Origin of the sequence: Catellatospora sp. NPDC049111 (assembly GCF_040648615.1) — a bacterium.
GTDB lineage: Bacteria > Actinomycetota > Actinomycetes > Mycobacteriales > Micromonosporaceae > Catellatospora > Catellatospora aurea.
Map to the genome: position 1 here is coordinate 1 of NZ_JBEZEB010000021.1, position 26,715 is coordinate 26,715.

Here is a 26,715-nt window from a genome sequence, read left to right on the forward strand (position 1 = left end):
TGATCGTGAAGTACGGCTCCACCAGCGCCGAGTAGTTCGCCGTGTTGGTGATGAAACCGTGCACGTTGTTGACCGTGCTGCCCTCGGCGACCGCGGCCTCCTTGAGCTTCTGCGCGGTCGGGCCGAAGTTGGTGTCCCAGCCGATCCAGCCGTGGTGGGCCGAGTCGATGTAGTTGTACACGTTCGAGATCGCGCCCAGCTTGGCCAGCGCGTACCCGACGCCCTTGACGTAGCCGCCGTTGGAGTTCATCGTCGCGCACTTGGCGATGTTCGTGTTCGTCACCAGGTTCGGCAGCGAGTCGATCTCGATGATCGCCACGATCCGCAGCGGCGCGTACTTGCTCTGACCCATGATCGCCGCGATCGGGTCGATGTACTCCGACTTGTACCGGGGCAGCTCGTCCACGCCCAGCTCACCGTTGGACGCCAACGCCGAGCAGTCACGCCCGGGCAGGTTGTAGATCACGAACTGCACCGTCAGCGGCCCGGACCCGGCGTTGTACTGCCGCAGCGCCTCGTCGAGGTGGTCGGCCAGACCCATCGACCCGTTCGAGCTGCTGCCCGACGTGCCCGCGATCGCCGCGATCCGGTCCAGCCACACCGCGGTCGAGATGTTGGAGACCCGGCTGCCACCCGACACCGACGCCGCCTTCGCGCTCCACTCCGGGTTCACGTAACCACGCGCCCCCACGTACGGGTTGTCGGCCTTGCCGCTCTGCGTGATGTCGTTGTCGATCTCGGTCACGGCCAGCGAGGCGCCGGTGTAACCCGAGGCGGAGGCCGCCACGGTCGCGGTGCCGTGGGTCTGGTCGCTGTCCTCGGCGGCGGCGATGGCGACGCTCACGCCGGCGACCGCGTTCGACGGGGTCAGCGTGACCGACGACGGCGCGGTGATGCTGGTGTCGCCGCTGCGGGCCAGGGCGACCGTCACGTTCGAGGTCGGCGCGGCGCTCAGCTTGACGGTGACCGACGAGCTGCTGCCCTCGGCGACGCTCACCGACGACGGCGTGATGATGATCGAGCGGGCCTGCGGGCTCGGGCTGGTGCTCGGGCTCGGCTGGGTGCTCGGGCTCGGGCTGGTGCTCGGGCCGGTGCTCGGCGTCGGGGTCACGCCTCCCGTGGTGCAGGTGGTGTTGTTCAGCGTGAACGCGGTCGGCTTGGTGTTGACCCCGCTCCAGCGGCCGTTGAAGCCGATGCTGGTCGACGCGCCCGTGCCGAGCGTGCCGTTGTAGGACAGGCTGGTGCCCGTGATGTTGGCGCCCGACTGCGACCAGGTGGCCGACCAGCCGGGGGCGGTCAGCGTCTGTCCGGACGGGAACGCGAACTTCAGCGACCAGCTGGTGATCGGGTCGCCGGTGTTCTTGACGGTGATGGACGCGGTGAAGCCGCCGCTGCCGGGGGCCTCGGTCCAGTCGTTGGAGGTGTACGTGATGTCACAACCGGGCGCGGCGTGCGCGATCGCCGCGGGGAGCGTGACAAGGCCGGCGACCACGAGGGCGCTCGCACCGGTCAGCGCGACTACCTTGCGCCTTCCGGACAGCCTGATCGGGAATCTCATTGCCTTCTCCTTGGGCCGTGTCCGGATCCCCGGGCAGGGGTCCGGTGTGGACGCCGCAGAGACGGCCGAAAGCAGGGCCGCGCCGAGACGCCACGGAGGTGGTGCGGGGTGCCCTGCCCGGCGGGCGGAACTGAAGGTGAACGCAGACGACCGGAACGCGGTCCGTGACAACGCCGTCCCGGTGTGACACCGGGTGCCCTCGGCGATGAAATCGCGTGTGCTCCCTACGCGAGTGCGGTCATCGTCGCACACGAAACAAGCACGACACAACACCATGTGTCTATGCGTTGACCAGCGGTGAAAGTTTCAGTCGCGGTGGTTGAGCACTGCCGAGATCAGGCGTACGACGTCGCTGTGCAGCGCCGCGAACCGGCCCTCGACGTCCTCGCCGGCCGACCCGGTGTACGGGTCGATCGCGTGCAGCAGCAGCTCGTTGATGCCGCCGACGATGGCCAGCGCCTGCCCCTGCGACAGCGGCCGAAGGTCGGGATCGCTGAGCCGGCCGACCTCGACGAGGTCCACCAGGGTGCCCGCGAAACGCTGCAACGTCAGCTGGCGCAGCGTGAACGCGCGGTGCCCGGCCGCCTGCACCTCGATCAGCATGGTCCGGGTGAACGCCGGCATGGTCTCCAGCGCGCCGAGGTAGGCCGCCGCGCCGTCGCTGATCCGCTCCGGCCACGGCTGGTCGCCGGAGGCCGCGGCCCGGATGATCAGCATCAGCCGGTCGCAGACGTGTTCGTAGAGCGCCATCAGGCACTCTTCCTTGGCGGCGAAGTGCTCGTAGAAGGTGCGTTTGGAGACCCGGGCCAGCGCCACGATGTCGGCGATGGTGGTCGATGCGTAGCCCTTCTCGGCGACGCACGCCGCGAGTGCCGTGGTCAGGTCACGGCGGACCGATTCGGGCGTCCGGGTGGGGGCGGCCATGGCTCCTCCGCTGGTCGGGGCGAGTCAGGGTCGAATGGGAGCAGACTGTACCGGTGGCTCGTGACGATTTCGGGCCTTCCCCGCCCTGTTACCCGGTGGTAATTTCTCGGGCGAGGGATGGTACCCGTCGGTACCACGGAGGAGGTCACCCGTGAGCAGCGCGGATCGCCATACCCGCATCGCGATCATCGGGGCCGGGTTCGGCGGGATCGGCGCGGCGATCCGACTGCGCGGCGCGGGCCACCGGGACTTCCTGGTCTTCGACCGGGGCGACGAGGTCGGCGGGACCTGGCGGGACAACTCCTATCCGGGCTGCGCCTGCGACGTGCCCTCGCACATGTACTCCTTCTCCTTCGCCCGCAACCCGGGCTGGAGCCGCAGCTTCTCGCCGCAGCCGGAGATCTGGGCCTACCTGCGCCGCTGCGCCGACGAGCACGGCGTACGCCCGCACCTGCGGCTCGGGCACGAGGTGCACGCCGCCGCCTGGGACTCCGGCGCACGGCTGTGGCGGATCGACACCTCGCACGGGGCGTACACGGCGCAGGTGCTCGTCGCGGCGGGCGGGCCGCTCACCGAACCATCCATCCCGGACCTGCCGGGCCTGGCGGACTTCGGCGGCGAGACGTTCCACTCGGCGCGCTGGCGGCACGACCTCGACCTGGCCGGGCGGCGGGTCGCCGTCATCGGCACCGGGGCGTCGGCGATCCAGTTCGTGCCGCAGATCGCGCCGCGGGTCGGCGCACTGACGCTGTTCCAGCGCACGCCCGCCTGGGTGCTGCCGCGCCGCGACCGGCACATCAGCGCCGTCGAGCGCCGGCTGTTCCGCTCCGCGCCGTTCACCCACTGGCTGCTGCGGGCCGGGGTGTACTGGGGACGCGAGCTGCAGGCCACCGCGTTCCTGCGCCCGGCGCTGATGCGGTTCGGCCAGGCCATGGCCCGCCGCCACCTGCGCCGGTCGGTCGCCGACCCGGTGCTTCGCGAGCGGCTCACCCCCTCGTACACGATGGGTTGCAAGCGGGTCCTGCTGTCGAACGACTTCTATCCGGCGCTGGACCGCGCCAACGTGGACCTGGTGACCGAGCCGATCACCCGGGTCACGGTCGGTGGCGTGGTCACCGCGGACGGGCACGAGCACCCTGCCGACACGATCGTGTTCGGCACCGGGTTCCACGTCACCGACCTGCCGATGGCGCGGACGATCCGGGGCGCCGACGGACGCACGCTGGCCGAGCACTGGGCGGGCGGCATGTCCGCCTTCCGCGGCATCGCGGTCGCCGGCTTCCCGAACCTGTTCCTGCTGCTCGGCCCGAACACCGGGCTCGGCCACAACTCGGTCGTCTTCATGATCGAGTGCCAGCTCACGTACCTGCTGGGCGCGCTGCGCCACCTCGACACGGCGGGCGTCGCCGCGATCGAGCCCCGGCCGGACGCGCAGCGGGCCTACAACGCCGCACTGGACCGCGCGATGGACGGCACCGTGTGGACCAGCGGCGGCTGCCGCAGCTGGTATCTCGACGCCGACGGCCGCAACTCCACCCTGTGGCCCGGCTACACCTGGTCGTACTGGCTGCGTACACGCCGCTTCGACGCCGCCGCCTACCGGCCCGTGCCGGCCCGCACCCCCGCCGACGAGGAGGCCCGATGAACGAGCTTTGCGAGGAGCGGGCATGAGACGACCGCTGCGCGACCAGGTCGTGCTCATCACCGGTGCGGCCCGGGGCATCGGCGCGCACACCGCCCGCCTGGCCGTCGCGCGCGGGGCCAGGCTGTCGCTGGTCGGACTCGAACCGGACCGGCTGCGCGGGCTGGCCGGCGAACTCGACGGTGCGGCCTGGTTCGAAGCCGACGTCACCGACTCGGCAGCGCTCGAGGCGGCCGTCGCCGGGACGCTGCGACGGTTCGGGCGCATCGACTGCGTGATCGCCAACGCGGGCATCGCGGGCCTGGGCACCGTCGCGACCGGTGACGTCGAGGCGCTGGCCCGCACCGTCGAGGTGAACCTGATCGGGGTGATGCGCACGGCGGCTGCCACGGCCGCGCCGGTCATCGCCGCCCGCGGCTACTACCTGCTGGTCTCGTCGACGGCGGCGTTCACCGCGCTGCCGGGCATGTCGGCGTACTGCGCCGCGAAGGCCGGGGTGGAGCACTTCGGCAACGCGCTGCGGCTGGAGCTGGCCCATCACGGCGTCGCCGTCGGCACGGCACACCCGGGCTGGGTGGACACCGACCTGGTCCGCGACGCCAAGGACGACCTGCCGTCGTTCCGGGCCGCGTTCGGCAGCCTGCCCTGGCCGGTCGGGTCGACCAGCTCCGTCGAGCGGTGCGCGCGGGCGTTCGTCCACGGCGTCGAGCACCGGCGCAGGCGCGTCTACGTGCCGCGGGCCATCGCCGGGGTGCAGTTGCTGCGCACCGTGGTGAACAGCGCGTTCAGCGACCGCCTGGTGGGGCGGCGGTCGCGGTCGCTGGTGCCGCAGCTGGAGCAGGAGGTGGAGGCCCTGGGCAGGTCCTTCGGCGCGCACAGCGCGGAGACCGTGCGAGGGGACGCGCGATGAGCGGACTCGGGCCTGCCGCCGACGAGCGCAGCGAGGAGAGGGCATGACCATCGAAGTGGCGTACGAGCGCCGCGGCGCGGGCGAGCCCCTGGTGCTGATCCACGGCATCGGCCACCACTGGCGGGCCTGGGAGCCGGTGCTCGACCGGCTGGCCGAGCAGCACGACGTGATCGCCATCGACCTGCCCGGCTTCGGGCGCTCGCCGGTGCCGTCCGGCGGGATGCCCACCGACATGCCGCAGACCGTCGCCGCCGTCGCATTGTGGCTCGGCGAGCAGGGGCTGCACCGCCCGCACGTGGCCGGCAACAGTCTCGGCGGCGCGATCGCCCTCGAACTGGCCGCCGCCGGGGTGGTCGCCTCGGCGACGGCGATCTCCCCGGCGGGTTTCTGGACGCGCCGGCACCTGCGGTACGCCCTGACGGTGCTGACCGTGATGCGCTGGGGCACGCTGCTGCCGCAGCCGGTGGTGCGGGCCAACATGCGGCCCTCCCGTACTCGGGCGCTCGCGTTCGCGATGCTGATGCGCCACCCCGGCCGGCTCGACGCCGAACGCGCGGTCGCCGACGCCCTGGCGCTGCGCGGCGCGGCCGGTTTCCGGCCGGTCGCGCGAGCCGCCGCCCGCGGCTACGAGTTCCGCGGCGCACCGTCCGTGCCGGTGACCGTGGCCTGGGGCGACCGTGACCGGATCCTGCTGCCGCGCCAGGCCGGGACCGCCCGCGAACGGCTGCCGCAGGCCCGGCACGTGACCCTGCCCGGCTGCGGCCACGTGCCGATGAGCGACGACCCGGCCCTGCTCGCCGAAGTCATCATCGCCACCACCGCCACCCGCAACGGCTGACCGCCACCAAGCCGCGACCGGCGCTGCTCAACTGCGCCCGGCAGTTAGGAAGGGCACCTTCTACATCGCATAGCGATGGGAAGGTGCCCTTCCTTCGCTCGGGGCGGGTCAGGCGGCGAAGTCGAGGACGACTTTGATGTCGTCGGGTTGGTTTTCGAGGGCGGTGGCGTAGTCGGCGGCGGGGACGCGGCGGGTGATCAGGGCCGAGAGCCAGTCGGGGTCGGCGGACCGCAGGGCGTGGGCTGCCTCCTGCCAGTGGCGCAGGTTGGCGTTGACCGAGCCGAAGACGACGTTGTTCTCCAGGACCATGTCGCGGTTGAGGCCGCCGAGGTCGAGCGACAGTTTGCGGCCGCCGCTGGAGACGCCGGTGAGGCAGACCGTGCCGTTCGGGCCGACCTGGTCGATGACCTGTGCGATGACCGGCGGCGCGCCGGTGCACTCCAGGACCAGGTCGGGTTCGAAGTCCAGGTCGCAGACCTGGCCGGTGTGGTAGGTCGCGCCGAGACCGGCGACCAGGTCGGGTTTGGGGCCGTCGGTGGAGCGGTCGAGCACGTGCACCTCCAGGTCGCGCTGGCGGCCCATCAGCGCGGCCAGCAGGCCGATCGGGCCGGCGCCGGTGACCAGCACGGTTCTGGGCTCGTACCGGGCGCGCAGGCCGATGCGCTCGATGTGCTCCCAGGCCTTGGCGACCACGCTGGTCGGCTCCAGCAGCATGCCCACCTCCAGCAGCGAGGCGTCCAGGCCGACCGCGAAGTCGGGCTCGACGCGCCACCGCTCCCGGGCGAAGCCGTGCCGCTCCTTGATGCCGCACTCCACGTACCGGCCGTTGCGGCACATGTCCCACTCACCGACCAGGCAGTTGACGCAGGGCACCGGGTCGGGCCGGCGCACGATGCCGGCCACGAGGTCACCCGGCTGCCAGCGGCCGGAGTCGTCGGAGATGACCCGGCCCAGCGACTCGTGCCCGATCACCAGGCGGTTGTCCGGGCCAGGCGCGGTGCCGTACTCCGCCGCGATGATCTCGCGGTCGGTGCCGCACACGCCCACCGCGAGCGCCTGCACCAGCACCTGCCCCTCGGACTCGTCCGGTTCGGGCAGGTCGTCGACGTACCGAGCCGAGCCCGGGCGTCCCGCCTCGACGATCAAACCTCGCATAGCCGTCACCCTAGGCTCGTCGCTGTCGCTGCGGCGGGCATTCGCCCGCCGACCCGGCCGTGTCCCCGATGCCCGGCTTGCCGGGTGTATCGGCCAGCGGCAGACGCCACTACTCGCACGTGCGACAACACCCCGCGTAGTGCATCCTTTACGGCATGTCCACGGACCGCGCCCCCTTCGCCTACCCGCCCGCCGCCCGGCTGAACCTCGTGGAGCAGATCCACGGCCACCGGATCGCCGACCCCTACCGCTGGCTGGAGGACCCCGCCGACCCGGACACCACGGCCTGGTCGCAGGCGCAGGACGAGCTGCTGGCCGAGCACCGGGCCGGCTGGTCCGAACGTGCGGCGTTGCGCGACCGGCTGGCGCAGCTGCTGGCCGTCGGCGCGGTGACGGCCCCCGTCTGGTATGGCGAGCGCGGCTTCTTCCAGCGGCGCGCCGCCGCGCAGGACCACGCGGTGCTGCTGGTCATCGAGCCGGACGGCGCCGAGCGGGTGCTGCTCGACCCGAACGCCGCCGACCCGACCGGCGCGACGACGCTGGACTGGTACTACCCGTCGCCGGAGGGCACGCTGCTGGCGTACGCGATGTCGGTGGGCGGCACCGAGGAGCCGCTGCTGCGGGTGCTGGACGTGGCCACCGGCGCGGTCGTGGACGGGCCGATCGACCGGATGCGGCACACCGCCATCGCCTGGCTGCCCGGCGGCGAGGCGTTCTACTACTCGCGCTTCCTCGCCCCCGGCGCGGTCGAGGGCGACGACCCGAAGCTGCACCGCCGGGTCTACCTGCACCGGCTCGGCACCGACCCGGACACCGACCCGCTGATCCTCGGCGACGGCTCGCCCCGCGGCCGCTACTTCATGCCGCGCGTGTCCCGGGACGGCCGCTGGCTCACCATCAGCGAGACCCAGGGCACCGACCCGCGCAACGACCTGTGGCTGGCCGACCTGTCGGCGAGCCCGCCGGACGCGCCCGCGCTGAGCGCCGTGCAGCAGGGCGTCGACGCGATGACCCACGCGCACTTCCACGACGGCCAGGTCTACCTGCAGACCAACCGCGACGCGCCAAGGTGGCGGCTGTGCGTGGCCGACCCGGCCGACCTCGCGTACCCGAACTGGCGTGAGCTGATCGCCGAGGACCCCGGGGCGGTGCTGGAGGACTACGAGATCCTCGACGGCCCCGCGCTGCAGACGCCGGTGCTGCTGGTGGCGACGACCCGGCACGCGCTCAGCGAGCTGACCGTGCACGAGCTGCACACCGGCGAGGAGGTCGCCAAGGTGGCGCTGCCCGGGGTGGGCAGCCTCGGCCCGCTCACGTCCCGCCGCGACGGCGGCCACGAGGCCTGGTTCAGCTACGGCGACCACACCACGCCCGGCACCGTGCACCGCTTCGACGCCCGGGACAACACGGTCGGCCTGTGGGCCCGCCCGCCGGGCGCGGCCGCGGTCGGCGACGTGGTCACCGAGCAGGTCACCTACACCTCCGCCGACGGCACCGACGTGCGCATGTTCGTGGTCGCGCCCGGCGCGCCCGCCACCGGCCCGCGGCCCACGCTGCTGTACGGCTACGGCGGCTTCAACATCTCGCTGACCCCCTGGTACTCGCCGATGGCCATCGCCTGGGCGGAGGCCGGCGGGGTGTGGGCGGTGGCGAACCTGCGCGGCGGCGGCGAGGAGGGCGAGCAGTGGCACCGCGACGGCATGCTGGCCCGCAAGCAGAACGTCTTCGACGACTTCCACGCCGCCGCGGACTGGCTGGTCGCCTCCGGCACCACCACGCCGGGGCAGCTGGCGGTCATGGGCGGCTCCAACGGCGGCCTGCTCGTCGGGGCGGCGCTGACCCAGCGGCCGCAGGCGTACGCCGCGGTGGTCTGCTCCGCCCCCCTGCTGGACATGGTCCGCTACGAGCTGTTCGGCCTCGGCTCGACCTGGGCCGGGGAGTACGGCACCGCCGACGACCCGGAGCAGCTCGGCTGGCTGCTGTCGTACTCGCCGTACCACCACGTGCACGAGGGCACGGAGTATCCGGCGGTGCTGTTCACCGTGTTCGACGGCGACAGCCGGGTGGACCCGCTGCACGCCCGCAAGCTCGCGGCCGCGCTGCAGCACGCGACGACCAGTGGACGGCCGGTGCTGCTGCGCCGGGAGGGCGACGTCGGGCACGGCAACCGGTCGGTGTCGCGCACCCTGGACCTGTGCGCGGACGAGCTGGCATTCCTGACGGCGTACACCCGCCGGCCCTGACGGCCGACCGCGGGACGGCGGGCGATCTCTACGATCGGATCATGCCGCTCACGCTGCCGACCCATCCCGTCGCCGTCGTCCCGCTCAAGCTGTGGCGTCCCCGCTGGTTCGACGGTGTCGCGCTGGTGATCGGCACGGTCGCGCCCGACCTCGCCTTCGCCGCCGACGGTTACGGCGTGACGATCCACAGCCACGCGTGGCACGCGCCCCTGTGGTGGGCGCTGCCGCTGGCCGTCGTCGGCACCCGTTTGGTCCGGTGGTCCGCGCCGGCGATCGCCGCACACCTGCCCGCCGGCCGGCCTCTGGCCCTGCGCGACTACGGCGCGCTGGGCCTGGCACGGCACCACTGGCTGGTCACCGCGACCTCGGCGCTCATCGGTGCGCTCTGCCACATCGGCTGGGACGCGCTGACCCATCCGACCGTCGACGGCGGCCGGGTCCTCCTCCCCTTCCTGCATCGCCAGGCGTGGCCGGGCATGCCGTGGTGGGAGCTGCTGTCCATCGGCTCCAACCTGGCCGGTTTGGCGGCCGCCACGGCGCTGATGTTCCACATCGGCCGGGCCCGCCTGCTGCGGCGCTGGTACGGGCCGGCACCGATGGCGGACGCGCCACGGCTGGTCCTGTTCTGGTCCGTGGCGGCCGTGGTGTTCGCGCTCGGCCTGGGCTCGCTGCCGTTGCACCCGGTGCGGCTCGTGGGCGATCAGGCCGTGCGGGTGCTGCTGTTCGCGGCGTCGGCGCTGCTCGCGGGTGCCGCAGCGGTACAGGCGCGCGCCGCCGTCCGGCCGCGCGGGCCCTCAGGACGACCTGCGTCGCCGGCGGGGCAACAGTCAGCGCTGACGCCGGGGATCCACGGCCAGGATCATGCACTCCCAGGTTTCGTCCCGGCGGCCGATGGAGTCGAACGGCGAGCCGGGGCCGTCCCACTGGCTGAGCAGCGCCGGACCGCCGTGCCGCCGGATGTCCTCGTGCCGCGAGACCTGGCCTGAGCACCAGGCCAGGTCGTCGCCGGCGGCGTACAGAGCGCGCGATGTGCCCGACCAGAACAGCGTGGACCCGTGCTCCGCCACGGCGAGCATCGGCCGGTCCCAGCTCCGCTCGACGACCGGCTCCCGTGGCGACGGGACGCTCACCAGGGCGGACCGGCCGGCGCGGGTGCCACCCCCGAGCCGGGCGCGCAGGGCGGTCCAGTGCGCCGGCCGCAGGCCCACGTCGCCACGCAGGATCAGCAGGTCGGCGAGGCCCTGTTCCTGGGACCACATCTCGGCGTAATCGTCGCGCGGGTTGCGCCGCAGCGGCACGTACACGGCGGAGTGCGGGCTCACCGCGGCGAACCGGAACAGCGCGCCGAGCCGCCACAGGTCCGCGCGGGACGCCGTCAGCGCGCCCGTGTGCTGCCAGAGCAGGAGGGTCTGGTGGGTGTCGCGCAGCGGCGGGTCCGGCACCACGACCCGGCGCAGCCCGGTCCGGCCTGGCAGCGCGTGCACGCGTACCCGCAATGCCGTCCGCCTACGCCGCATCTGTCCCCCGTCGTGCCGCCGCGCACACCCGGTGCTCGCAGCGCCCCCATGGTATTGCCGGGCCGTGCTAGAAAATGCCGTGCCCACCACCCCTGAGACACACCTGCAGCTCGCGCTCATGGCCTCGCGCCGGGTGCGGCAGTACCAGTCGGCCGCCAACGGCATCGCCGCGCTCGGCTTCGGCGGCACCGTGCTGCTGTGCGCGGCGGCGGCCACCGTCACGCAGCCCTTCCCGGGCGAATTCGTCCTGGCCGACCGGCTGGCCATCCTGATGTTCCTGGCCTCGGTGCTGAGCGCGCTGAGCGCCATCGGCGTCAACCACGCCCGAGCGTGGACGCGGTTCTACCACGCCGAATCGGAGGGATGGCTCGACCAGGTGGTCCCGGCCGAGGAACGTGCGGCCGTCCACCGGCGGTTCCTCGCCGGCAACCCCGCCCCGACCGCGCTGAGCGTCGTCTGGACCGCGACGCTCGCAGTGATGTCACTGGCCGCCGGTCTCGCCGGCCTCATCTTCGTCCCCTGGCCGGCCTAGGCGGCAGCACGCACACGACGGCGGCGGAGAGAATCCAGGCATGTCCTTCTCCCTGCGCACCGCCGTCGCCGCCGACATCGAGCCGTTACTCGCGTTCTGGAAGACCGCCGCCGAGAACACCGACCGCGACGACGCCGCCGCGGCGGTGGCCGCGCTGCTGGCCCGCGACCCCGAGGCGCTGCTGCTGGCCGTGGACGGCGACGCGATCATCGGCTCGCTGATCGCGGGCTGGGACGGCTGGCGCTGCCACCTCTACCGGTACGCGGTGCACCCGGACCGCCGCCGCCAGGGCATCGGGCGGGCCCTGCTCGACGCCGCCGAGCAGCGTTTCGCGGCGCTGGGCGGGCGGCGGGCCGACGCGATGGTGCTCGACGACAACGACCTCGCCGCATCGGCCTGGACCGCCGCCGGATACCGGCCGCAGCCGCAGTGGTCCCGCTGGGTCAAGCCGCTGACCGCCCGCTGACCGCACGAGACGCCAGCGTGGCCGTCCCGCGTTTAGGATCATGGGATGCGCCCGCCCCTCGACCGCATCGCCCTCATCTCCGACGTGCACGGCAACCTCACCGCGCTGGAGGCCGTGCTCGACGACATCGACGCCCGCGGCATCACCCGCATCTTCAACCTCGGTGACTACGTCGGCAAGGGACCGCGCGGGCGCGAGGTCATCGAGATCTGCCGTACCCGGTGCGAGGTCAACATCCTCGGCAACTGGGACGACTTCCTGCCCGATCCCGACCGGGCCTACGACAGCCCGGCGCTGGCCTGGTGGCTGGCGCAGCTGGCCCCGGGGCAGGGTGACTGGCTGCGGGCGCGGCCGTTCAGCCACGACTTCCTGATGAGCGGGCGGCAGGTGCGCCTGTACCACGCGTCGTCGGACTCGGTGCACCACCGCGTGCGGTTCGACCACGACGAGGCGGAGTTCCTGTCGATGTTCGCCAACACCCCGGCGACCGGCGACGGACCCGAGCCCACGGTCGTCGGGTACGGCGACACCCACGACCCGTACTACGAGGTCGACCGTGCCCGGCGCACCCTGTTCAACACCGGCAGCGTCGGCAACGCCATGGACGACCCCACTCCGGTGTACGTGATCCTGGAGGGGTCGTACGGGTCCGATGCCGAGGCGCCGTTCTCCATCCAGTTCGTCCGGGTGCCCTACGACGTGCAGGCCGAACTCGCGGTGGCCCGGGAGACGGGCATGCCCGAGTACGCCGGCTACGAGTCGGAGATCCTGCACGGGGTCTACCGCGGCGAGATGAACGCACCCGGCGGGCCCGGCTACCACCGCCGCCCGCGGGAAGCCGCCCCGCCGGCGAGCGCCGGCTGAGCCGTCGGCGCACTCCCCCGGCCGGAAAAGTCCACGCCGCGCAGTCTGCCCGGTCGCTACTGTCGTGCCCGTGACCAGCTTTCCTGCCGCAGCGCGCCGGGTACGGACCACGGAGCTCGACCTGTTGCAGCGGATGCACATGCTGCGCGAATGCGTCGTCAAGTTCCCGCCGTACGGCTTCCGCGCGACCTGGCACCACCTGCTGGTCAGCGCCGCCATGCCGCAGCGGCTCGGGGACGACCCGGAGGCACTGGTCCGCGCTGTGGACGAACTGTCCGAGGCGCGTGCCCTCTGGACCGCCGAGCAGTCGGCGTACTCCGCCCGGCGCCTCGCGGAGAAGGCGGACGGGCGGCGCGCGGCGCGCAAGGCCGACGCCTGGCACACGTGGGGCAGGTACCGGCTCGCCTACTGCCCGGATCCCGAACTGCACCCGACAGACCGGCTGCCGGTGGTCGTCGCGCGCCTCATCACCGCCTACCGCTCCGGCGAGGACTGGTCCGACACGTGCCCGCTCTGCGGGTCGCGCTTCGAGCAGCAGCCCTGCCGCCGGTGCGGCATCGAACCATGCGGCCCGCCGAACTTCCCGGTCCGCGAGTCGGAGGTCGAGGCGGCGCACCGGTTCCGGCAGATCTGGCGGCGCACCGGCGTCGGCGGGCCCGGCGGCGGGATCGTGGACTTCGCGGGCGGCCGGCTGGCCGCGCTGCGCCTGGGGCGGCGGCTGGTCACCGAGGTCACCGCGTCGGCACCGGGTCGCCGCGCGTTCGTCGACATCACCCCCGACCTCACCGAGCACGACGAGTCCGCCCGCCGCCGCGGCTGGGAATGCCGCAACAGGTACCGGTCGTTCCGGATCACGCACTGGGAGTACGACGAGCGGTTGCTGTCCACCGACGATTACGACGTGGGCGCCGTACTCGTCCGGAAGGCCGCCGCCGCCGACGAGACGGCGCTGGTCGCCTTGCTGGCCGACTGGGACCTGCGACCGTGCCGGTTCGACCACGCCGGGAACACCGCCGACCCGTGCCGACCGGCGCTGCCGCGGACCCACGACGACCCGCCGGCGGGCTAGCCTGTGCGGCGTGCACATCCTCGACGACCCGGCGGTGAGCCGACCGCTGCGGCAGTTGCTCTCCCGGGCGGACCGGAGGGACCCGACGCCCGAGGAGGTGATCCGCGCGCAGGCGCGGGCCGTCGACACGGCCGGTCGGGTGAGCAGGCCCCCGGCGGAGGTCGTCGAAGCGATGGTCGGGTTCGAGCACCGTTTCGGGGGCATCGCCTACAGGCTCATCGTCGGCAACCCCATAACGTACGGACTGAACGGCAGACCGGCAGCCCGCGCCGCCGAGCAAGGCTGGGCGTTCAAAGGAATCGTGGACGGGGACCTGACCTGGGGTCTCGATGTGCTGGCCGACGGCCGTGTCGCCGTCGACTTCGGCGAGACCGTCCCTTACCGGGTCCTCTGCCGCAGTGTCGAGCAACGTCTCGAGAACGACGCGTTGCTGGCGGAGCTGCGTCACCGGCCCCACCGCAGCTTCGAGTTCAGGGTCCCGAACGACGTCGTGCCGCCGATCACCGGAATCGGGCTACCGCCGGTGTGCACGGAAGCCTGCGGCCCGGGACTGCTCTGGTGGGTCGGCGACGAGCTGGCCTTCTTCGCGGAACTGGGCAGCTGGATCCACGAGGGCATGGATCGGTGGAATCTGTGGGCGTTCGCCCTACGTGCCACCGAGGTCCCCGATGCGCGGGAGGTGCCGGCCTTCGGCACGCTCCAGCCCGCCGAGTCCGACTGGTGCTACCTGTGCGGTGAGCCGTCGGCGGCTGGGCGGCCGTGCGCGCCCGCTTCTGGCGAATTGATTTGAGCGCCTTTGAAAACATGGACGTCATGACCGAGCGCAAGCCGATGATCGCGGTTCTGACCGGGGCGGGTATCTCCACCGATTCCGGGATCCCGGACTTTCGCGGACCCCAGGGCGTGTGGACCCGGGATCCGGCCGCCGAGAAGATGTTCACCTACGAGTACTACATGTCCGACCCCGCCGTGCGCCGCGCCTCGTGGCAGGCCCGGGCCGACAACGCGGCGTGGACCGCTCAGCCCAACCCCGCGCATCTCGCCCTGGTCGAGCTGGAGCGGGCGGGCTTCCCGGTGCGCATCATCACGCAGAACATCGACGGCCTGCACCAGAAGGCGGGCTCGACCCCGCGCAAGGTGCTGGAGCTGCACGGCACCATGTTCACGGTGCGCTGCATGGGCTGCGGCGAGCACGGCACCATGCGCGACGCCCTGGACCGGGTCGAGGCCGGCGACCCGGACCCGGCCTGCCTGTCCTGCGGCGGCATCCTCAAGGCCGGCACGGTCATGTTCGGCGAGAACCTGGACGGCGAGACCCTCGCCCAGGCCGGCGCGATCGCCAAGGCCTGCCGCGTCTTCTGGGCGGTCGGCACCTCGCTGATGGTCCAGCCCGCCGCTTCCCTCTGCGCCATCGCCATGACCGAGGGCGCCAAGACCACCATCGTCAACGCCCAGCCCACCCCCTACGACCCCGTCGCCGACGAGGTGATCCGCGACCCGATCGGCGAAGCCCTCCCCCGCATGGTCGCGGCCCTCATCGCCGCCCACCCGTCCTGAACCTCACGACGATCTTGCGCGAACTGTTGGGCAGATGCCCGTTGCGGGCATGTCACACCCACAGTCCACGCAAGATCGTCGTGATCAGCGGGTCGATACTCGGTCGTTGGGGGGCGATCTTGGCGGTACTGTGTCCGACCATGGCCGCTGCCCTGGAGCTCTACCTCGACCCCGTCGCGACCGCGCGGCTGCGTACCCTCTGGAACGCCCTGGAGGCCGAGGGGGTGCCCACCCTGCGCGACCTCACCCATCGCAAGCACCGGCCGCACCTGTCCATCACCAGCGCGGACGCGCTCGACGGGCCCGCGGTCGAGGCGGCGCTGCGCGGGCTGGCGATCGCGCCGCCGATCCGGCTCACGTTCGACCACATCGGGCAGTTCCTGGGCCGCGTGCTCTGGCTCGGGCCGGTGCCGACCGCCGAGCTGCTGGCCCACCACGCGGCGGTGCACGGGCGGCTGACCGCGGCGGGCATCGAGACCGGATCGTTCTACCAGCCCGGGGCCTGGGTGCCGCACTGCACGCTGTCCATGCGCGTGCCGCTGGTGAAGATGACCGACGCCATCCGCCTCTGCCTGGACATGCTGCCGCTGGAGGCCACCATCACCGGCGCGGCCGTCGCCGACCACGCCCGCGACCTGTACCACCCACTCCCGGCCGCCTGAGGCAAGGAAGGGCACCTTCACATCGCTATGCGATGTGAAGGTGCCCTTCCTATCATTTCGGTGTCTTGGCCTGCGGGTATCCGGGCGGGTCAGCGCTGGACGCGGGCGCCGGCGCCGGCCATCAGGGCTTCGACCTCGGCGCGGGTCGCCATCGAGGTGTCGCCGGGAGTGGTCATCGCGAGCGCGCCGTGGGCGGCGCCGTACTCGACCGCGCGGCCCAGGTCGCCGGTGGTGAGCAGGCCGAAGATCAGGCCGCTGGCGAAGCTGTCGCCGCCGCCGACCCGGTCCATGATCTCCAGGCCGGGGCGGTGCGTGGCGTGCGCGAAGCCGTCGCGGCTCCAGGCGACCGCGCCCCAGTCGTTGATCGTCGCGCTGCGTACGGTACGCAGCGTCGTGGCGACCACCTTGAAGTTGTCGTACTCCTGCACGACCTGGCCGATCATCTTCTCGAAGTTCTCGGCTTCCAGGTCGGACAGGTCCTCGGACGTGCCGGGCACCTCGAAGCCCAGGCTGGCGGTGAAGTCCTCCTCGTTGCCGATCATCACGTCGACGTAGCGGGCCAGCCGCCGGTTGACCTCCTGCGCCCGCGCCTTGCCGCCGATCGCCTTCCACAGGCTGGGGCGGTAGTTGAGGTCGTACGAGATGACGGTGCCGTGCCGGCGGGCGGCCGCCATCGCCGCCTCGATCACGTCGGGCGTGGTGTCGGACAGCGCCGCGTAGATGCCGCCGGTGTGGAACCAACGCACACCCAGCGTGCCGAACAGGTGCTCCCAGTCCACGTCCTCGGGGCGCAGCTGCCCGGCGGCGGTGTGGCCCCGGTCGGAGACGCCGACCGCGCCGCGTACGCCGAAGCCGCGCTCGGTGAAGTTGAGTCCGTTGCGCACGGTGCGGCCGATGCCGTCGTACGGCAGCCACTTCACCAGCGAGGTGTCCACGCCGCCGGTGAGGATCATGTCCTCCAACAGCCGGCCCACCTCGTTGTCGGCGAAAGCGCTGACCAGTGCGGTACGCAAACCGAAGCACCGGCGCAGCCCGCGCGCGACGTTGTACTCCCCGCCGCCCTCCCAGGCGCGAAACGAGCGCGCGGTGCGCACCCGGCCCTCGCCCGGGTCGAGCCGCAGCATCACCTCGCCGAGCGAGACCAGGTCGTAGCGGCAGTCCTCAGCCGGGCGGACGTCAACGGGCATCGGAGTCTCCTTCGGGCTCAGCCGGGCGGGTCGCCGCGACGGCCGCGGCGGTACGCCGGGTGATCTCGGCGTAGTCCCCGGCGGCCAGCAGATCCGCGGCGACCATCCAGGTGCCGCCGACCGCGAGCACCGCCGGCACGGCCAGGTACGCTGCCAGGTTGGCGGTGGTCACCCCGCCGGTGGGCACGAAGCGCACGCCGGGGAACGGCGCGGACAGCGCCTTGACCATCGCAGCGCCGCCGAGCTGCTCGGCCGGGAAGAACTTCACCGCCTCCAGGCCCGCCTCCAGGGCCATCTGGATCTCGGTCGGGGTGGCCACGCCGGGGAACACGGGCACGCCGAGGTCCTGGCAGCGGCGGACCACCGCGGCGCTGAAACCGGGGCAGACCACGTAGCGGGCGCCGGCCTCGACGGCCCGTTCGGCCTGCTCGGGGTTCAGCACGGTGCCCGCGCCGACCAGCAGGTCCGACGAGGCCGCGAGCCGCTTGATCGACTCCAGCGCGGCGGGGGTGCGCAGGGTGACCTCGATGGAGCGGAGCCCGCCCGCGGTGATCGCGGCGGCCAGCGGTTCGGCGGCGGAGGCGTCGGGGAGGATGACCACCGGCAGCAGCCGGTCACCGGCGAGCAGCCGGACGATGTCAGATGAACGTTCATGTTGGTGAACAGCAGTCACGTATGTGACCATAGTGGCGGACGAAGGGATTGGCAATGAACCAGCAGGGGGCCGACCGCCCGCCGGTGAAGTCCGCCGACCGCACCCTCGAACTGCTGGAGGCGCTCGCCTCGGGCGGCCCGCGCGGGCTGGTCGAGCTGTCCCGTGACCTGGACATCCCCAAGAGCAGCCTGCACGGCCTGCTGCGCACGATGGCCCAGCGCGGCTGGGTGGAGGCCGATGCCACGGGCACCCGCTTCGGGCTCGGCGTACGCGCCTTGCAGGTCGGTGCGTCATATCTGGACAGCGACGACTCGGTCGGGCTGGTCAACGCCACCCTGGACGCCCTGTCGGCCCGCTTCGGCGAGACCGTGCACCTTGGCCGACTCGACGGGCCGAACGTCGTTTACATAGCGAAACGTGAGTCGGCGCATCCGCTGCGGCTGTTCAGCGCAATCGGTCGCCGGCTGCCCGCCCACGCCACCGCCCTGGGCAAGGCACTGCTGGCCGCGCGGGCCGACGACGAGGTCGACCGGCTGCTCGACTGGCCCCTGGCCGCGCTCACCCCGCACACCATCACCACGCCCGAGGCCCTGCACGCCGAGCTGGCGCGGGTGCGCGAGGCCGGCCACGCCGAGGACCGCGAGGAGAACACCGAGGGCATCATGTGCCTGGCCGTAGCCGTGCCGCTGCGTACGCCCGCCGCCGACGCGATCAGCGTCTCCGTCCCGCTGGCCCGCCTGCGCGACACCACGGTCACCGAGATCGTCGCCGACCTCCACCGCCACGCCACCCAACTCCGCGCCGCCGCCCACCTGCTCCCCTGAGCGGCCCGGTGATCAACGGGCGATCTTGGACGACCGGCGGCCGGTCAGGCGCCGAGGGCGGATTTGACCTTGGCGATGGCGGCGGTCTCGGTGTCCTTGACGCCGCCGGAGGCGTTGGCGACCTGGTCGCAGGCGGCGGTGATGACCGAGCGGAACTCGGTCAGATCCTGCGGCGACTTGGCCTGCAGGATGCCCGTCGACTGCTGCAGGGCGGTGAGCACACCGGACTCCAGCTCGGCCGGTGAGCCCTTGGGGATCTCGGGCAGGCCGCCGGACTTGAACACGCTCTGCAGCTCGGGCGACGCGCCGGCGAGCGCTTTGGCGCCCGCGATGCTCTCCTTGAAACTCGCGAAGAAGCCGGGGTCGGCATGGGATACCAGGAAGACCGCCCCGAAGGCCGCAGTGCGCAGGGTCTGGCGTTCTTCATCGGTGTATTCCGTCATGCGGCACATTCTGGACGAACGCCGCCAGTGCCTGGAGGATTTCACCGCTTTTGCCTCAGCCGTTCGGCCGACCCCCTAGGGTCGAGGAAGAGTGTCCAAGCACCGAGTACGGGGGTAACGGGAAATGGCAGTCGACCTCAACCAGATCATGAAGCTGATGAGCGACCCGCAGATCCAGAGCCTGCTCAAGGGTCTGTTCAGCCAGATGTCCGGCGGCGGTGGTGGCGGTGGCGGTCAGGCGAACCTCAGCGGTCTGGTGGATCAGCTGAGCAGGTCGGGCCTAGGCCCCCAGGTGCAGTCCTGGGTCGGCACCGGCAAGAACGAGACCGTCACCGGTGCACAGCTGCAGCAGGCGCTCGGCGGCGGCACGCTTGAGCACGTGGCCCAGGAAGCAGGCACCACGCCGCGCCAGGCCGCCGACGACCTCGCCAAGGTGCTGCCCGAGATCGTCAACCAGGCGACGCCGGAGGGCCAGATGCCTGACCCGCAGCAGCTCCAGCAGATGATGGGCAAGCTCTTCGGCCAGTGACCCGGCTGAACCGCCCGCACCAGCGCCCGCCCGGCCCCGCCGGGCGGGCGCTCCACGTCCGGGCGGATCAGGGGGCGGTGGCGGCGCGGGCCAGTTGGAGGAGGCTGGCGTGGTGGCGTTCGGCGTCGTACGCGGCGCGGCCGCCGTGCACGCCGAACAGGCGCTTGCGGTAGACGAGGAAGACCACGGCGGCGATGTTGATGACCAGGGCGGTGACCCGGACCCAGGTGACGCGCTCGACCAGCTCGTACACCTCCAGCGGGATGAAGATCGCGGTGGCCACCGCCGTCAGGTACTCGCCCCAGCGGCGCAGCAGCCACAGCCCGGTCGCCTCGGTGAGCTGGAGCAGCCCGTAGCAGGCGAGCGCGGCGGCGATCAGGGTGAGCGTCTGCGGCCGGGTGGCCAGGGCGGTGCGCACGAGGTGCACCAGCGGCGAGTCGGCAAGGTTCCAGTGCAACCGGTCGGCCAGCGGCTGGAGCAGGGGCAGGTCCTGGTCGAACTCGGCCTGTACGGCGAGCCGCTCGCCGCGAAAGCGCCAGACGGCGTACGCCCCGAGAAGCAGCAGCACCCCGCGGACCAGGCGCTCGACCGCCAGCGCCCGCAGCACCACGGCGTCGCGCAGCAGCTGGCCGCGCAGCGGCACGGGCGCCTCGTCGGCGGGCCCGGCGGCGCGCGGCGGCCCGGGCACGTAGTTCCCGCAGCGCAGGCAGCGCCAGGCCGGCCCCTCCACGGTCGGCACGCACAGGTGATCGCGCAGTTCCGGCTCGTCCGGGGAGTACGTGAGGTGGTGCCGGGCGCAGGCCAGCAGGTTCCAGTCCATAGCGCTCCCGCCTGAATACCACTCACAGGCTATCCGTTTTCGGCCCGTTTCAGGCCGATTGGCCAGGCACCTCAGCCGCACGAAATGTCCGTATTGCCATCGGCCGAAAGTACTACATCAACAATCTACGAAAGCATGGACTAGGGGCGTGACCTGCGCCTTTTCAGCGCTCAGCAGTGGCCCCGGCCACTGTTTGCGGGTGGGCAGCGGCCGATCGCCTTCATAAGCTCGGCGAATGCGTGGCAACGGAGCACACGAGCAGCGCGGAGTCGGCCGTCACCGAGCGGCTACCCGCCAGAATCCCCTGTCCAGTCCCCTCAAGTCCCTCGCGGAGGCGATCAGCCGGCTCAAGTCGGCCGACTCGCGCAAGCTGATGGCAGTGACCGGCCTCGTCGGCGCCCTGGGCGCCGCCACGGTCGGCGGAGTGGCGGCCGGCGCCGGCGCACCCGACACCCAGGTGACCCTGCAGAGCGCGAGCCGGGCCGAGGCGGCGCAGGCCGCGACGCGGTCGCTGGACCGCGCCGCGATCAGCGCGGTCACGCCCGTCGAGGCGGCGGCCCCGAAGGCCGTCCCGCAGGCGCAGCCGAAGGCCGCAGCCCCCAAGGCCAAGCCCAAGGCCGCGGCGAAGCCGAAGGCCGCCCCCCAACCCGTCCTGCGCCCCGTCGCCGGGCTGGACATGACCCAGATGCGCAACGCCCAGGCGATCGTGCAGGCCGGTCAGCAGCTTGGCCTGCCCAAGCGCGCCTACGTGGCGGCCATCGCCTGCGCGATGCAGGAGAGCCAGCTGTACAACCTGGCCAGCACCGTCTACGCGGAGTCGTACAACTACACCAACCAGGGTGAGGGTTCCGACCACGACTCGGTCGGCCTGTTCCAGCAGCGCCCGACCTCCGGCTGGGGCACCGTGCGCGACCTGATGCAGCCCAAGTACGCGGCGACCCAGTTCTACAAGGCGCTGGACAACGTCCAGGGCTGGCAGGACATGCCGCTGACCCTGGCCATCCAGGAGGTCCAGGTCTCGGCCTTCCCGTACCACTACGCCAAGCACGAGACCCGTGCCCAGCAGGTCGTCGACGCACTGACCCGATGAACCGCACGCCACCGCGGCGGTGAGTCACTGCCCCGGTCGTCCGAACCAATCGGTTCCGGACGGCCGGGGCTCTTCCATGCCCGGCGGCAGCGGCGCCAGGTGGAACCGCGTGATCAGGTTCGCCAGGATGGTGCGCAGCGCCGACAGCGTGCGGGCGCGGTCGCCGCCGCCGTCGTGCAGCAGCACGATCGCGCCCGGGGCGGCCTGCTCGGTGACGTCCGCCGCGATGCGGTAGGACGGCCCGAGCTGCCAGTCGTTCGGATCGACCCGCCAGTGCAGCGCGGTCATGCCCAGCCGCCGCGCGGCGGCCACCACGACCGGCGACCAGTTCCCGCCCGGCTGGCGGTAGTAGGAGACACGCGCCGACGGTGCGGCGCTGGTGAGCGCCTCGTTGGCGCGGCGCATGTCGGCGAGCACCGCCTGCTCGTCGCGCAGGCCGAGAAAGACGTCGTGGCTCCAGCTGTGGTTGCACAGGGTGTGCCCGTCCGCCACGACATCCCGTACCAGCTGGGGGTGCTTCGCGGCCTTGGCGCCGATCATGCAGAAGGTGGCCCGCACGCCGTAGTCGCGCAGCAGGGCCAGCACCTGCGGCGTCCACACCTCGTCCGGGCCGTCGTCGAAGGTCAGCGCGATCTCGGGGGTGCCGGTGGTCAGTCGGCTGCCGAACGGGCCGCCCTTCTCGGCGGGCAGCGGCGGGCGGTCGGGACCGGTGATCGGCTGAGGCCGGGGCGGCAGCGGCGGCAGTGCCAGCCGGACATACGGCCCGACCCGGTCGCGTGAGGTCTTCGGCAGGTCCGACCGGTCGCCGAGGCCGGTGCGCGAGTGGCTGCCGGCCAGGTGCCCGAGCATGAATCCGCCGACCAGGATGACGACGGTCAGCACCAGCGCGGTGATGATCGCGCGCCGTCGGTTCCCTGGAGCCGATCCGGCGCGCATGGGCCCTCCTGCGACCTATTTATCAGCATCATACCAAAATGCCCTAATAGGCGGTATGGCCTTCAGCGCGCTCCGCGCACCAGCGGGAACGGCAGGGTCTCCCGGATTGACCGCCCGGTGAGCAGCATGACCAGCCGGTCGACGCCGATGCCGAGTCCGCCCGTGGGCGGCATGGCGTACTCCAGGGCCTGCAGGAAGTCCTCGTCCAGCTCCATCGCCTCCGGGTCGCCGCCCGCGGCCAGCAGCGACTGCTCGGTGAGCCGGCGGCGCTGCTCGATCGGGTCGGTCAGCTCGGAGTACGCGGTGCCCAGCTCGGTGCCGAAGGCGACCAGGTCCCAGCGTTCGGCCAGCCGCGCGTCCACGCGGCTCTGCCGGGTCAGCGGCGACACGTCGGTCGGGAAGTCCTTGTAGAACGTCGGCAGGACGGTCTTCTCCTCGACCAGCCGCTCGTACATCTCCAGCACCACCGCGCCGCGGCCCCACTTCGGGTCGTACGGGATCTTCGCGGCGTCGCAGAGTTTGCGCAGCTTCTCCACATCGGTGTCGGCGGTGATCTCCTCACCGAGCGCGGACGACACCGCCTCGTCGACGGTGCGCACGGTCCAGTCCCCCGACACGTCGTGCGCCTGCCCGTCGTGCATGATCACGCACTCGCCGTTGGCGGCCCGCGCCGCGGACTGCACCACCTCGCGGGTCAGCGTGAGCATCGAGTCGTAGTCGGCATAGGCCTGGTACGCCTCCAGCATCGAGAACTCGGGGTTGTGCCTGTAGTCCACGCCCTCGTTGCGGAACGTGCGGCCCAGCTCGAACACCTTCTCCACGCCGCCGACGGCCAGCCGCTTCAGGTACAGCTCGGGCGCGATGCGCAGGTAGAGGCGCAGGTCGTAGGCGTTGATGTGGGTGGTGAACGGGCGGGCGTTGGCGCCACCGTGGATGCGCTGCAGGATCGGCGTCTCCACCTCGATGAAGCCCCGGTCACTGAACGACTGGCGCAGGCTGTGCACCGCCGCGCTGCGCGCCTTCAGCAGCTCCCGCGCGGTGCTGCTGGTGATCAGGTCCAGGTAGCGCTGGCGGACCTTGGCCTCCGGGTCGGACAGGCCGCTGTGCTTGTCCGGCAGCGGGCGCAGGCACTTTCCGGTGATCTCCCAGGCGTCCACGTGCACCGACAGCTCGCCGCGCTTGGTGGTCACGACCTCACCGGTGACGCCGACGTGGTCGCCGATGTCGATCGCCTCGGTCCACGCCGCGACGTCCCGGTCGATCATCAGCTGCAGGTCGCCGTCCCAGTCGCGGATGGTCGCGAAGGCGATGTGGCCGTGGTCACGCAGCAGCATCACCCGGCCGGCCACGGACTCCCGGTCGCCGGTGCGGGTGTCGGCGGGCGTCTCCGGATGGCGGGCACGGACCTGCCCGCAGGTCGCGGTCGGATGGAAGCCCACCGGGTACGGGTCGACGCCGGCAGCGCGCAGCCGTTCGAGCTTGGCCAGGCGTACCGCCATCTGCTCGTTGACGCTCTCGTCGTGCGCCGCACCGGCCAGCGCCGCCGGTTCCACGGGCGCGGGCAGGCCCGCAAGGACCGGGGCCGAGGTCGCATCCAGCGCAGCGACCGGCGTGCCCGGCACGGTCAGGAAACCCTCGGCGATCGCCGAGGCCAGGCCGACCTTGGCCAGGTCGCGCCGCTCGCCGAAGCACAGGAAACGCGGCACCCACTCCGGCTGGTACTTGATGTTCGAGCGGTACAGCTGCTCCAGCTGCCACCACTTGGAGAAGAACATCAGCACCCGCCGCCACAGCCGCAGAATCGGCCCGGCGCCGATGCGCCCGCCCTCCTCGAACACCGCCCGGAACACCGCGAAGTTCAGCGAGACCCGCTCCACGCCCAGCTTCGGCGCGGCGGTCATGAGCGCGGTGACCATGAACTCCATGACGCCGTTCTCGGCCTCGTGGTCGCGGCGCATCAGGTCCAGCGACAGGCCGCGGCGGCCCCACGGGCTGAACGACAGCATGGAGCGCACGATGCCGTCTCGGTCGCGGGCCTCGACCAGCACGCACTGCCCGTCGTTGGGGTCGCCGAGGCGGCCCAGTGCCATGGAGAAGCCGCGCTCGCTGTCGGTGTCGCGCCACCGGGTGGCCAGCTCCGCGATCTCCTTCATCTCCTCGGGCGGGATCTCGGCATGCCGGCGCACCGTCGAGGTGTATCCGGCCCGCTCGACCCGGTTCACGGCCTGGCGCACCTGGCGCATCTCCCGGCCGTCCAGCGAGTACCGGTCGGTCAGCAGGATCGCCTCGTCACCCAGCTCCAAAACCTTCAGACCCGCCTTGTGGTACGCGGTCGCGCCCTCCTCGCTGGCGCCCATGGCCGCCGGGGTCCAGGCGTAGCTGCGGGCCTCCTCCAGCCACGCGCCGATGGCCGCGCCCCAGGCCTCCGGGTCGCCGATCGGGTCGCCGCTGGCCAGGCTCACCCCGTTGACCGGGCGGTAGGTGACGGCGGCCTTGCCGCTCGGGGAGAAGGTCACCAGCTTGTCCCGCCGGGTGGCGAAGTAGCCCAGCGAGTCGCGCTCGCCGTAGTGGTCGAGCAGGCCGCGCACCTTGACCTCGTCGGCAGGCTCCAGCACCGCGTTGACCTGCTGCGAGCGCAGCAGTGTGAACAACGCCGCGAACACGGCGATCGCGCCGAACAGGCCGAGGAGGAAGTTGACCCAACCGGGCGCGGCGCCGTCGCGGGTCACGTCGAACTCGAACGCGCCGCCGAGCACCTTCTCCGCCGCGTACGCCAGCTGCTCGCCGGCGTCGGAGCCGAGCGTGCCGGGGAAGGCGGCGACCAGGCTGTAGCCCAGGCCGATGCCGACCGCGGCGACACCGGCGAAGACCGCGAGGGCCTTCCACACCGCGCCCTTGCGGATCCGGGCGTAGAACTGGTCGCGGGCCAGGAACAGGATGATCAGCGCCGCGACGCCGACGAGCACCGCGATGCTGGTGGCCACCCGGCCCCAGCCGCTGAACAGCGGCACTCCGGCGTCGTCGACCAGCTCGCCCTCGGGCACCAGCGTGATCACACCGAGCGCGAGCACGCTCGATCCGACGTCGATGAACAGGTAAACGATCATGGTCCACCAGGCGATCTTCTTGCGCCGGGCGGTGGCGGCGGCGAGCACCGCCATGAACGCCGCGTATGCGAGGTTCGCCGGGACGGGGATCAGGACGTCGTCGAGGACGCGCCGCAGCGGCTGGGTGCTGTGCCCGATCGCGCCGCCGATCGCGGCCAGCGCACTGATCAGGGCGATGGCGGCGATGAAGGTGGCGAAGACGCGGGGCACCTTCCCCCGCCAGTTCCGTCCGTTCGCGCGGGTCGCCGCGCCTGCAGCAGGTGGAGCCACGTGCCACCTCGTCTCGTCGGCGAAGTCTCCGGGGCGTCAACACGAACATAAGGCACTCACTAGACTTAACGCAGCAAATACGATGAAAGCTCGGGTATGGGGGCGGGGGTGGGACGGTGTCCGACTGGTTCCACCGCACGGTCGTGGAGACCGGCCGGCTGCCGCTGTTCTGCTTCTTCGCCGGGGTGATCTTCGGGTTCGTGTTCATCCGGTTCTCGGTCCGCATGATCCGAGCCCAGGTGAAGTGGTGGCCCGGCAACGTCACCCCCGGCGGCGGGCTGCACATCCACCACGTCGTCTTCGGCGTCGTATTCATGCTGGTGGCGGGCGTCGCCGCGCTGGTCGTGCCGGACGAGTACGTGCTCTGGCGCTCGGTCCTCGCCGCGCTGTTCGGCATCGGCTCGGCCCTGGTGCTCGACGAGTTCGCGCTGATCCTGCACCTGGAGGACGTGTACTGGTCGGAGAAGGGCCGCACCTCGATCGACGCCGTGTTCGTGGCGGTCGCGGTGACCGGGCTGCTGGTGCTCGGCGTACGCCCGGCAGGGATCGACCGGCTGATCCTGGCCGCCGCCGCGGCCGGCGGTTTCGGCTGGGCCATCGCCGGGGCGATCGCGTCCACCCACCTGGGCCTGGTGCTGCTCACCCTGGTCAAGGGCAAGATCTGGACGGGACTGATCGGCCTGTTCATCCCGGTGCTGCTGATCGTCGGCGCGATCCGGCTGGCCCGCCCGCACTCCCCCTGGGCCCGCTGGCGTTACCTGCGGCCGACCCCGCAGGCCGAAGCGAAGCTGGCCCGGTCCACGTGGCGCGAGACGCAGCTGCGCGGACCCGCGATCAAGGCGAAGATCTGGTTCCAGGAACTGCTGGCCGGACACCACGACGCTCCCCCACAACGGTGAGGCAGGCCGATATGGTGC

At 72.1% G+C, this 26,715-nt stretch carries 25 protein-coding genes; 16 read left to right on the forward strand and 9 right to left on the reverse strand.

Annotated features, from left to right (window positions below; all coding sequences use genetic code 11):
* Positions 1-1,558: glycoside hydrolase family 6 protein (locus tag AB0B66_RS25395; RefSeq protein ID WP_360534523.1), on the reverse strand; the 1,558-nt coding region annotated here is incomplete at its 3' end.
* Between the two features lie 306 nt (positions 1,559-1,864).
* The gene (locus tag AB0B66_RS25400; RefSeq protein WP_360534525.1) at positions 1,865-2,482 is read right to left on the reverse strand and encodes a TetR/AcrR family transcriptional regulator; all 618 of its coding nucleotides are present in this window, start codon (positions 2,480-2,482) and stop codon (positions 1,865-1,867) included.
* A 151-nt stretch (positions 2,483-2,633) separates the two neighbouring features.
* On the opposite strand from AB0B66_RS25400, the gene AB0B66_RS25405 reads away from it, so the two are divergent.
* From AB0B66_RS25405 to AB0B66_RS25415, 3 genes are read left to right on the forward strand one after another with little or no spacing between them, the layout of a single operon-like run.
* A complete protein-coding gene (locus AB0B66_RS25405) occupies positions 2,634-4,127 on the forward strand; it encodes an NAD(P)/FAD-dependent oxidoreductase (RefSeq protein WP_360534527.1) in 1,494 nt (497 codons plus the stop codon).
* A gap of 22 nt (positions 4,128-4,149) precedes the next feature.
* Positions 4,150-5,034, forward strand: coding sequence for an SDR family oxidoreductase (locus AB0B66_RS25410; protein ID WP_360534529.1), 885 nt, complete (start codon positions 4,150-4,152; stop codon positions 5,032-5,034).
* A 43-nt stretch (positions 5,035-5,077) separates the two neighbouring features.
* Positions 5,078-5,872 carry an alpha/beta hydrolase gene (locus tag AB0B66_RS25415; protein WP_360534531.1) on the forward strand — a complete coding sequence of 265 codons (795 nt, stop codon included), beginning with the start codon at positions 5,078-5,080 and terminating at the stop codon, positions 5,870-5,872.
* A gap of 108 nt (positions 5,873-5,980) precedes the next feature.
* Here the strand turns inward: AB0B66_RS25415 and AB0B66_RS25420 are convergent, their stop codons facing one another.
* The gene (locus AB0B66_RS25420) at positions 5,981-7,027 is read right to left on the reverse strand and encodes a glucose 1-dehydrogenase (RefSeq protein ID WP_360534533.1); all 1,047 of its coding nucleotides are present in this window, start codon (positions 7,025-7,027) and stop codon (positions 5,981-5,983) included.
* A gap of 155 nt (positions 7,028-7,182) precedes the next feature.
* Here AB0B66_RS25420 and AB0B66_RS25425 point away from each other — a divergent pair, with 155 nt between their 5' ends.
* From AB0B66_RS25425 to AB0B66_RS25465, 9 genes are all read left to right on the forward strand, one after another.
* Positions 7,183-9,270, forward strand: a complete 2,088-nt coding sequence (locus tag AB0B66_RS25425) for a prolyl oligopeptidase family serine peptidase (protein ID WP_360534535.1) — start codon at positions 7,183-7,185, stop codon at positions 9,268-9,270.
* Positions 9,271-9,311: 41 nt separating this feature from the next.
* Positions 9,312-10,256, forward strand: coding sequence for a DUF4184 family protein (locus AB0B66_RS25430; protein ID WP_360534537.1), 945 nt, complete (start codon positions 9,312-9,314; stop codon positions 10,254-10,256).
* Positions 10,257-10,866: 610 nt separating this feature from the next.
* A complete protein-coding gene (locus AB0B66_RS25435) occupies positions 10,867-11,319 on the forward strand; it encodes a hypothetical protein (RefSeq protein ID WP_360534539.1) in 453 nt (150 codons plus the stop codon).
* 40 nt (positions 11,320-11,359) lie between these two features.
* Positions 11,360-11,785, forward strand: a complete 426-nt coding sequence (locus AB0B66_RS25440; RefSeq protein WP_360534541.1) for a GNAT family N-acetyltransferase — start codon at positions 11,360-11,362, stop codon at positions 11,783-11,785.
* A 45-nt stretch (positions 11,786-11,830) separates the two neighbouring features.
* Positions 11,831-12,649, forward strand: coding sequence for a metallophosphoesterase family protein (locus tag AB0B66_RS25445; RefSeq protein ID WP_360534543.1), 819 nt, complete (start codon positions 11,831-11,833; stop codon positions 12,647-12,649).
* A 70-nt stretch (positions 12,650-12,719) separates the two neighbouring features.
* Complete coding sequence (locus tag AB0B66_RS25450) at positions 12,720-13,718, forward strand: hypothetical protein (protein ID WP_360534545.1); 999 nt, start codon at positions 12,720-12,722, stop codon at positions 13,716-13,718.
* 10 nt (positions 13,719-13,728) lie between these two features.
* On the forward strand, positions 13,729-14,508 hold the full coding sequence (locus AB0B66_RS25455; RefSeq protein WP_360534547.1) for a hypothetical protein: 780 nt from the start codon (positions 13,729-13,731) through the stop codon (positions 14,506-14,508).
* Between the two features lie 23 nt (positions 14,509-14,531).
* Complete coding sequence (locus AB0B66_RS25460) at positions 14,532-15,275, forward strand: Sir2 family NAD-dependent protein deacetylase (protein ID WP_360534549.1); 744 nt, start codon at positions 14,532-14,534, stop codon at positions 15,273-15,275.
* Positions 15,276-15,415: 140 nt separating this feature from the next.
* Positions 15,416-15,937 (forward strand): 2'-5' RNA ligase family protein, encoded by a 522-nt coding sequence (locus AB0B66_RS25465; protein ID WP_360534551.1) that lies wholly within the window; start codon positions 15,416-15,418, stop codon positions 15,935-15,937.
* 89 nt (positions 15,938-16,026) lie between these two features.
* Here AB0B66_RS25465 and AB0B66_RS25470 read toward each other — a convergent pair whose 3' ends face one another.
* A complete protein-coding gene (locus AB0B66_RS25470) occupies positions 16,027-17,124 on the reverse strand; it encodes a sugar kinase (protein ID WP_360534553.1) in 1,098 nt (365 codons plus the stop codon).
* Positions 17,114-17,797 (reverse strand): bifunctional 4-hydroxy-2-oxoglutarate aldolase/2-dehydro-3-deoxy-phosphogluconate aldolase, encoded by a 684-nt coding sequence (eda, locus tag AB0B66_RS25475; protein WP_360534555.1) that lies wholly within the window; start codon positions 17,795-17,797, stop codon positions 17,114-17,116. The genes AB0B66_RS25470 and eda overlap by 11 nt, the downstream gene beginning before the upstream one ends.
* A 35-nt stretch (positions 17,798-17,832) precedes the next feature.
* Between eda and AB0B66_RS25480 the strand changes: the two genes are divergently transcribed.
* The gene (locus tag AB0B66_RS25480) at positions 17,833-18,603 is read left to right on the forward strand and encodes an IclR family transcriptional regulator (RefSeq protein WP_360534557.1); all 771 of its coding nucleotides are present in this window, start codon (positions 17,833-17,835) and stop codon (positions 18,601-18,603) included.
* A 44-nt stretch (positions 18,604-18,647) separates the two neighbouring features.
* On the opposite strand, the gene AB0B66_RS25485 is transcribed toward AB0B66_RS25480, so the two are convergent.
* A complete protein-coding gene (locus AB0B66_RS25485; RefSeq protein ID WP_360534559.1) occupies positions 18,648-19,046 on the reverse strand; it encodes a hypothetical protein in 399 nt (132 codons plus the stop codon).
* 124 nt (positions 19,047-19,170) lie between these two features.
* On the opposite strand from AB0B66_RS25485, the gene AB0B66_RS25490 reads away from it, so the two are divergent.
* The gene (locus AB0B66_RS25490; protein ID WP_360534561.1) at positions 19,171-19,575 is read left to right on the forward strand and encodes a YidB family protein; all 405 of its coding nucleotides are present in this window, start codon (positions 19,171-19,173) and stop codon (positions 19,573-19,575) included.
* A gap of 67 nt (positions 19,576-19,642) precedes the next feature.
* On the opposite strand, the gene AB0B66_RS25495 is transcribed toward AB0B66_RS25490, so the two are convergent.
* Positions 19,643-20,395: a DUF2127 domain-containing protein gene (locus AB0B66_RS25495; RefSeq protein WP_360534563.1), complete on the reverse strand. Its 753-nt coding sequence runs from the start codon at positions 20,393-20,395 to the stop codon at positions 19,643-19,645.
* A gap of 235 nt (positions 20,396-20,630) precedes the next feature.
* On the opposite strand from AB0B66_RS25495, the gene AB0B66_RS25500 reads away from it, so the two are divergent.
* A complete protein-coding gene (locus AB0B66_RS25500) occupies positions 20,631-21,485 on the forward strand; it encodes a hypothetical protein (protein WP_360534565.1) in 855 nt (284 codons plus the stop codon).
* Positions 21,486-21,509: 24 nt separating this feature from the next.
* On the opposite strand, the gene AB0B66_RS25505 is transcribed toward AB0B66_RS25500, so the two are convergent.
* Both AB0B66_RS25505 and lysX read right to left on the reverse strand, forming a co-directional pair.
* Positions 21,510-22,421, reverse strand: coding sequence for a polysaccharide deacetylase family protein (locus AB0B66_RS25505; protein WP_360534567.1), 912 nt, complete (start codon positions 22,419-22,421; stop codon positions 21,510-21,512).
* Between the two features lie 62 nt (positions 22,422-22,483).
* Positions 22,484-25,798 carry a bifunctional lysylphosphatidylglycerol synthetase/lysine--tRNA ligase LysX gene (gene lysX, locus AB0B66_RS25510; RefSeq protein ID WP_360534568.1) on the reverse strand — a complete coding sequence of 1,105 codons (3,315 nt, stop codon included), beginning with the start codon at positions 25,796-25,798 and terminating at the stop codon, positions 22,484-22,486.
* 116 nt (positions 25,799-25,914) lie between these two features.
* Here lysX and AB0B66_RS25515 point away from each other — a divergent pair, with 116 nt between their 5' ends.
* On the forward strand, positions 25,915-26,697 hold the full coding sequence (locus AB0B66_RS25515; RefSeq protein WP_360534570.1) for a hypothetical protein: 783 nt from the start codon (positions 25,915-25,917) through the stop codon (positions 26,695-26,697).
* Positions 26,698-26,715 lie beyond the last annotated feature (18 nt).

Coding starts and splice junctions, on each gene's coding strand:
- AB0B66_RS25400 (WP_360534525.1), bottom strand. CDS start 2,482: ATGGCCGCCCCCACCCGGACGCCCGAATCGGTCCGCCGTGACCTGACC.
- AB0B66_RS25410 (WP_360534529.1), top strand. CDS start 4,150: ATGAGACGACCGCTGCGCGACCAGGTCGTGCTCATCACCGGTGCGGCC.
- AB0B66_RS25415 (WP_360534531.1), top strand. CDS start 5,078: ATGACCATCGAAGTGGCGTACGAGCGCCGCGGCGCGGGCGAGCCCCTG.
- AB0B66_RS25420 (WP_360534533.1), bottom strand. CDS start 7,027: ATGCGAGGTTTGATCGTCGAGGCGGGACGCCCGGGCTCGGCTCGGTAC.
- AB0B66_RS25425 (WP_360534535.1), top strand. CDS start 7,183: ATGTCCACGGACCGCGCCCCCTTCGCCTACCCGCCCGCCGCCCGGCTG.
- AB0B66_RS25430 (WP_360534537.1), top strand. CDS start 9,312: ATGCCGCTCACGCTGCCGACCCATCCCGTCGCCGTCGTCCCGCTCAAG.
- AB0B66_RS25440 (WP_360534541.1), top strand. CDS start 11,360: ATGTCCTTCTCCCTGCGCACCGCCGTCGCCGCCGACATCGAGCCGTTA.
- AB0B66_RS25445 (WP_360534543.1), top strand. CDS start 11,831: ATGCGCCCGCCCCTCGACCGCATCGCCCTCATCTCCGACGTGCACGGC.
- AB0B66_RS25460 (WP_360534549.1), top strand. CDS start 14,532: ATGACCGAGCGCAAGCCGATGATCGCGGTTCTGACCGGGGCGGGTATC.
- AB0B66_RS25465 (WP_360534551.1), top strand. CDS start 15,416: ATGGCCGCTGCCCTGGAGCTCTACCTCGACCCCGTCGCGACCGCGCGG.
- AB0B66_RS25470 (WP_360534553.1), bottom strand. CDS start 17,124: ATGCCCGTTGACGTCCGCCCGGCTGAGGACTGCCGCTACGACCTGGTC.
- AB0B66_RS25480 (WP_360534557.1), top strand. CDS start 17,833: ATGAACCAGCAGGGGGCCGACCGCCCGCCGGTGAAGTCCGCCGACCGC.
- AB0B66_RS25485 (WP_360534559.1), bottom strand. CDS start 19,046: ATGACGGAATACACCGATGAAGAACGCCAGACCCTGCGCACTGCGGCC.
- AB0B66_RS25490 (WP_360534561.1), top strand. CDS start 19,171: ATGGCAGTCGACCTCAACCAGATCATGAAGCTGATGAGCGACCCGCAG.
- AB0B66_RS25495 (WP_360534563.1), bottom strand. CDS start 20,395: ATGGACTGGAACCTGCTGGCCTGCGCCCGGCACCACCTCACGTACTCC.
- AB0B66_RS25500 (WP_360534565.1), top strand. CDS start 20,631: ATGCGTGGCAACGGAGCACACGAGCAGCGCGGAGTCGGCCGTCACCGA.
- AB0B66_RS25505 (WP_360534567.1), bottom strand. CDS start 22,421: ATGCGCGCCGGATCGGCTCCAGGGAACCGACGGCGCGCGATCATCACC.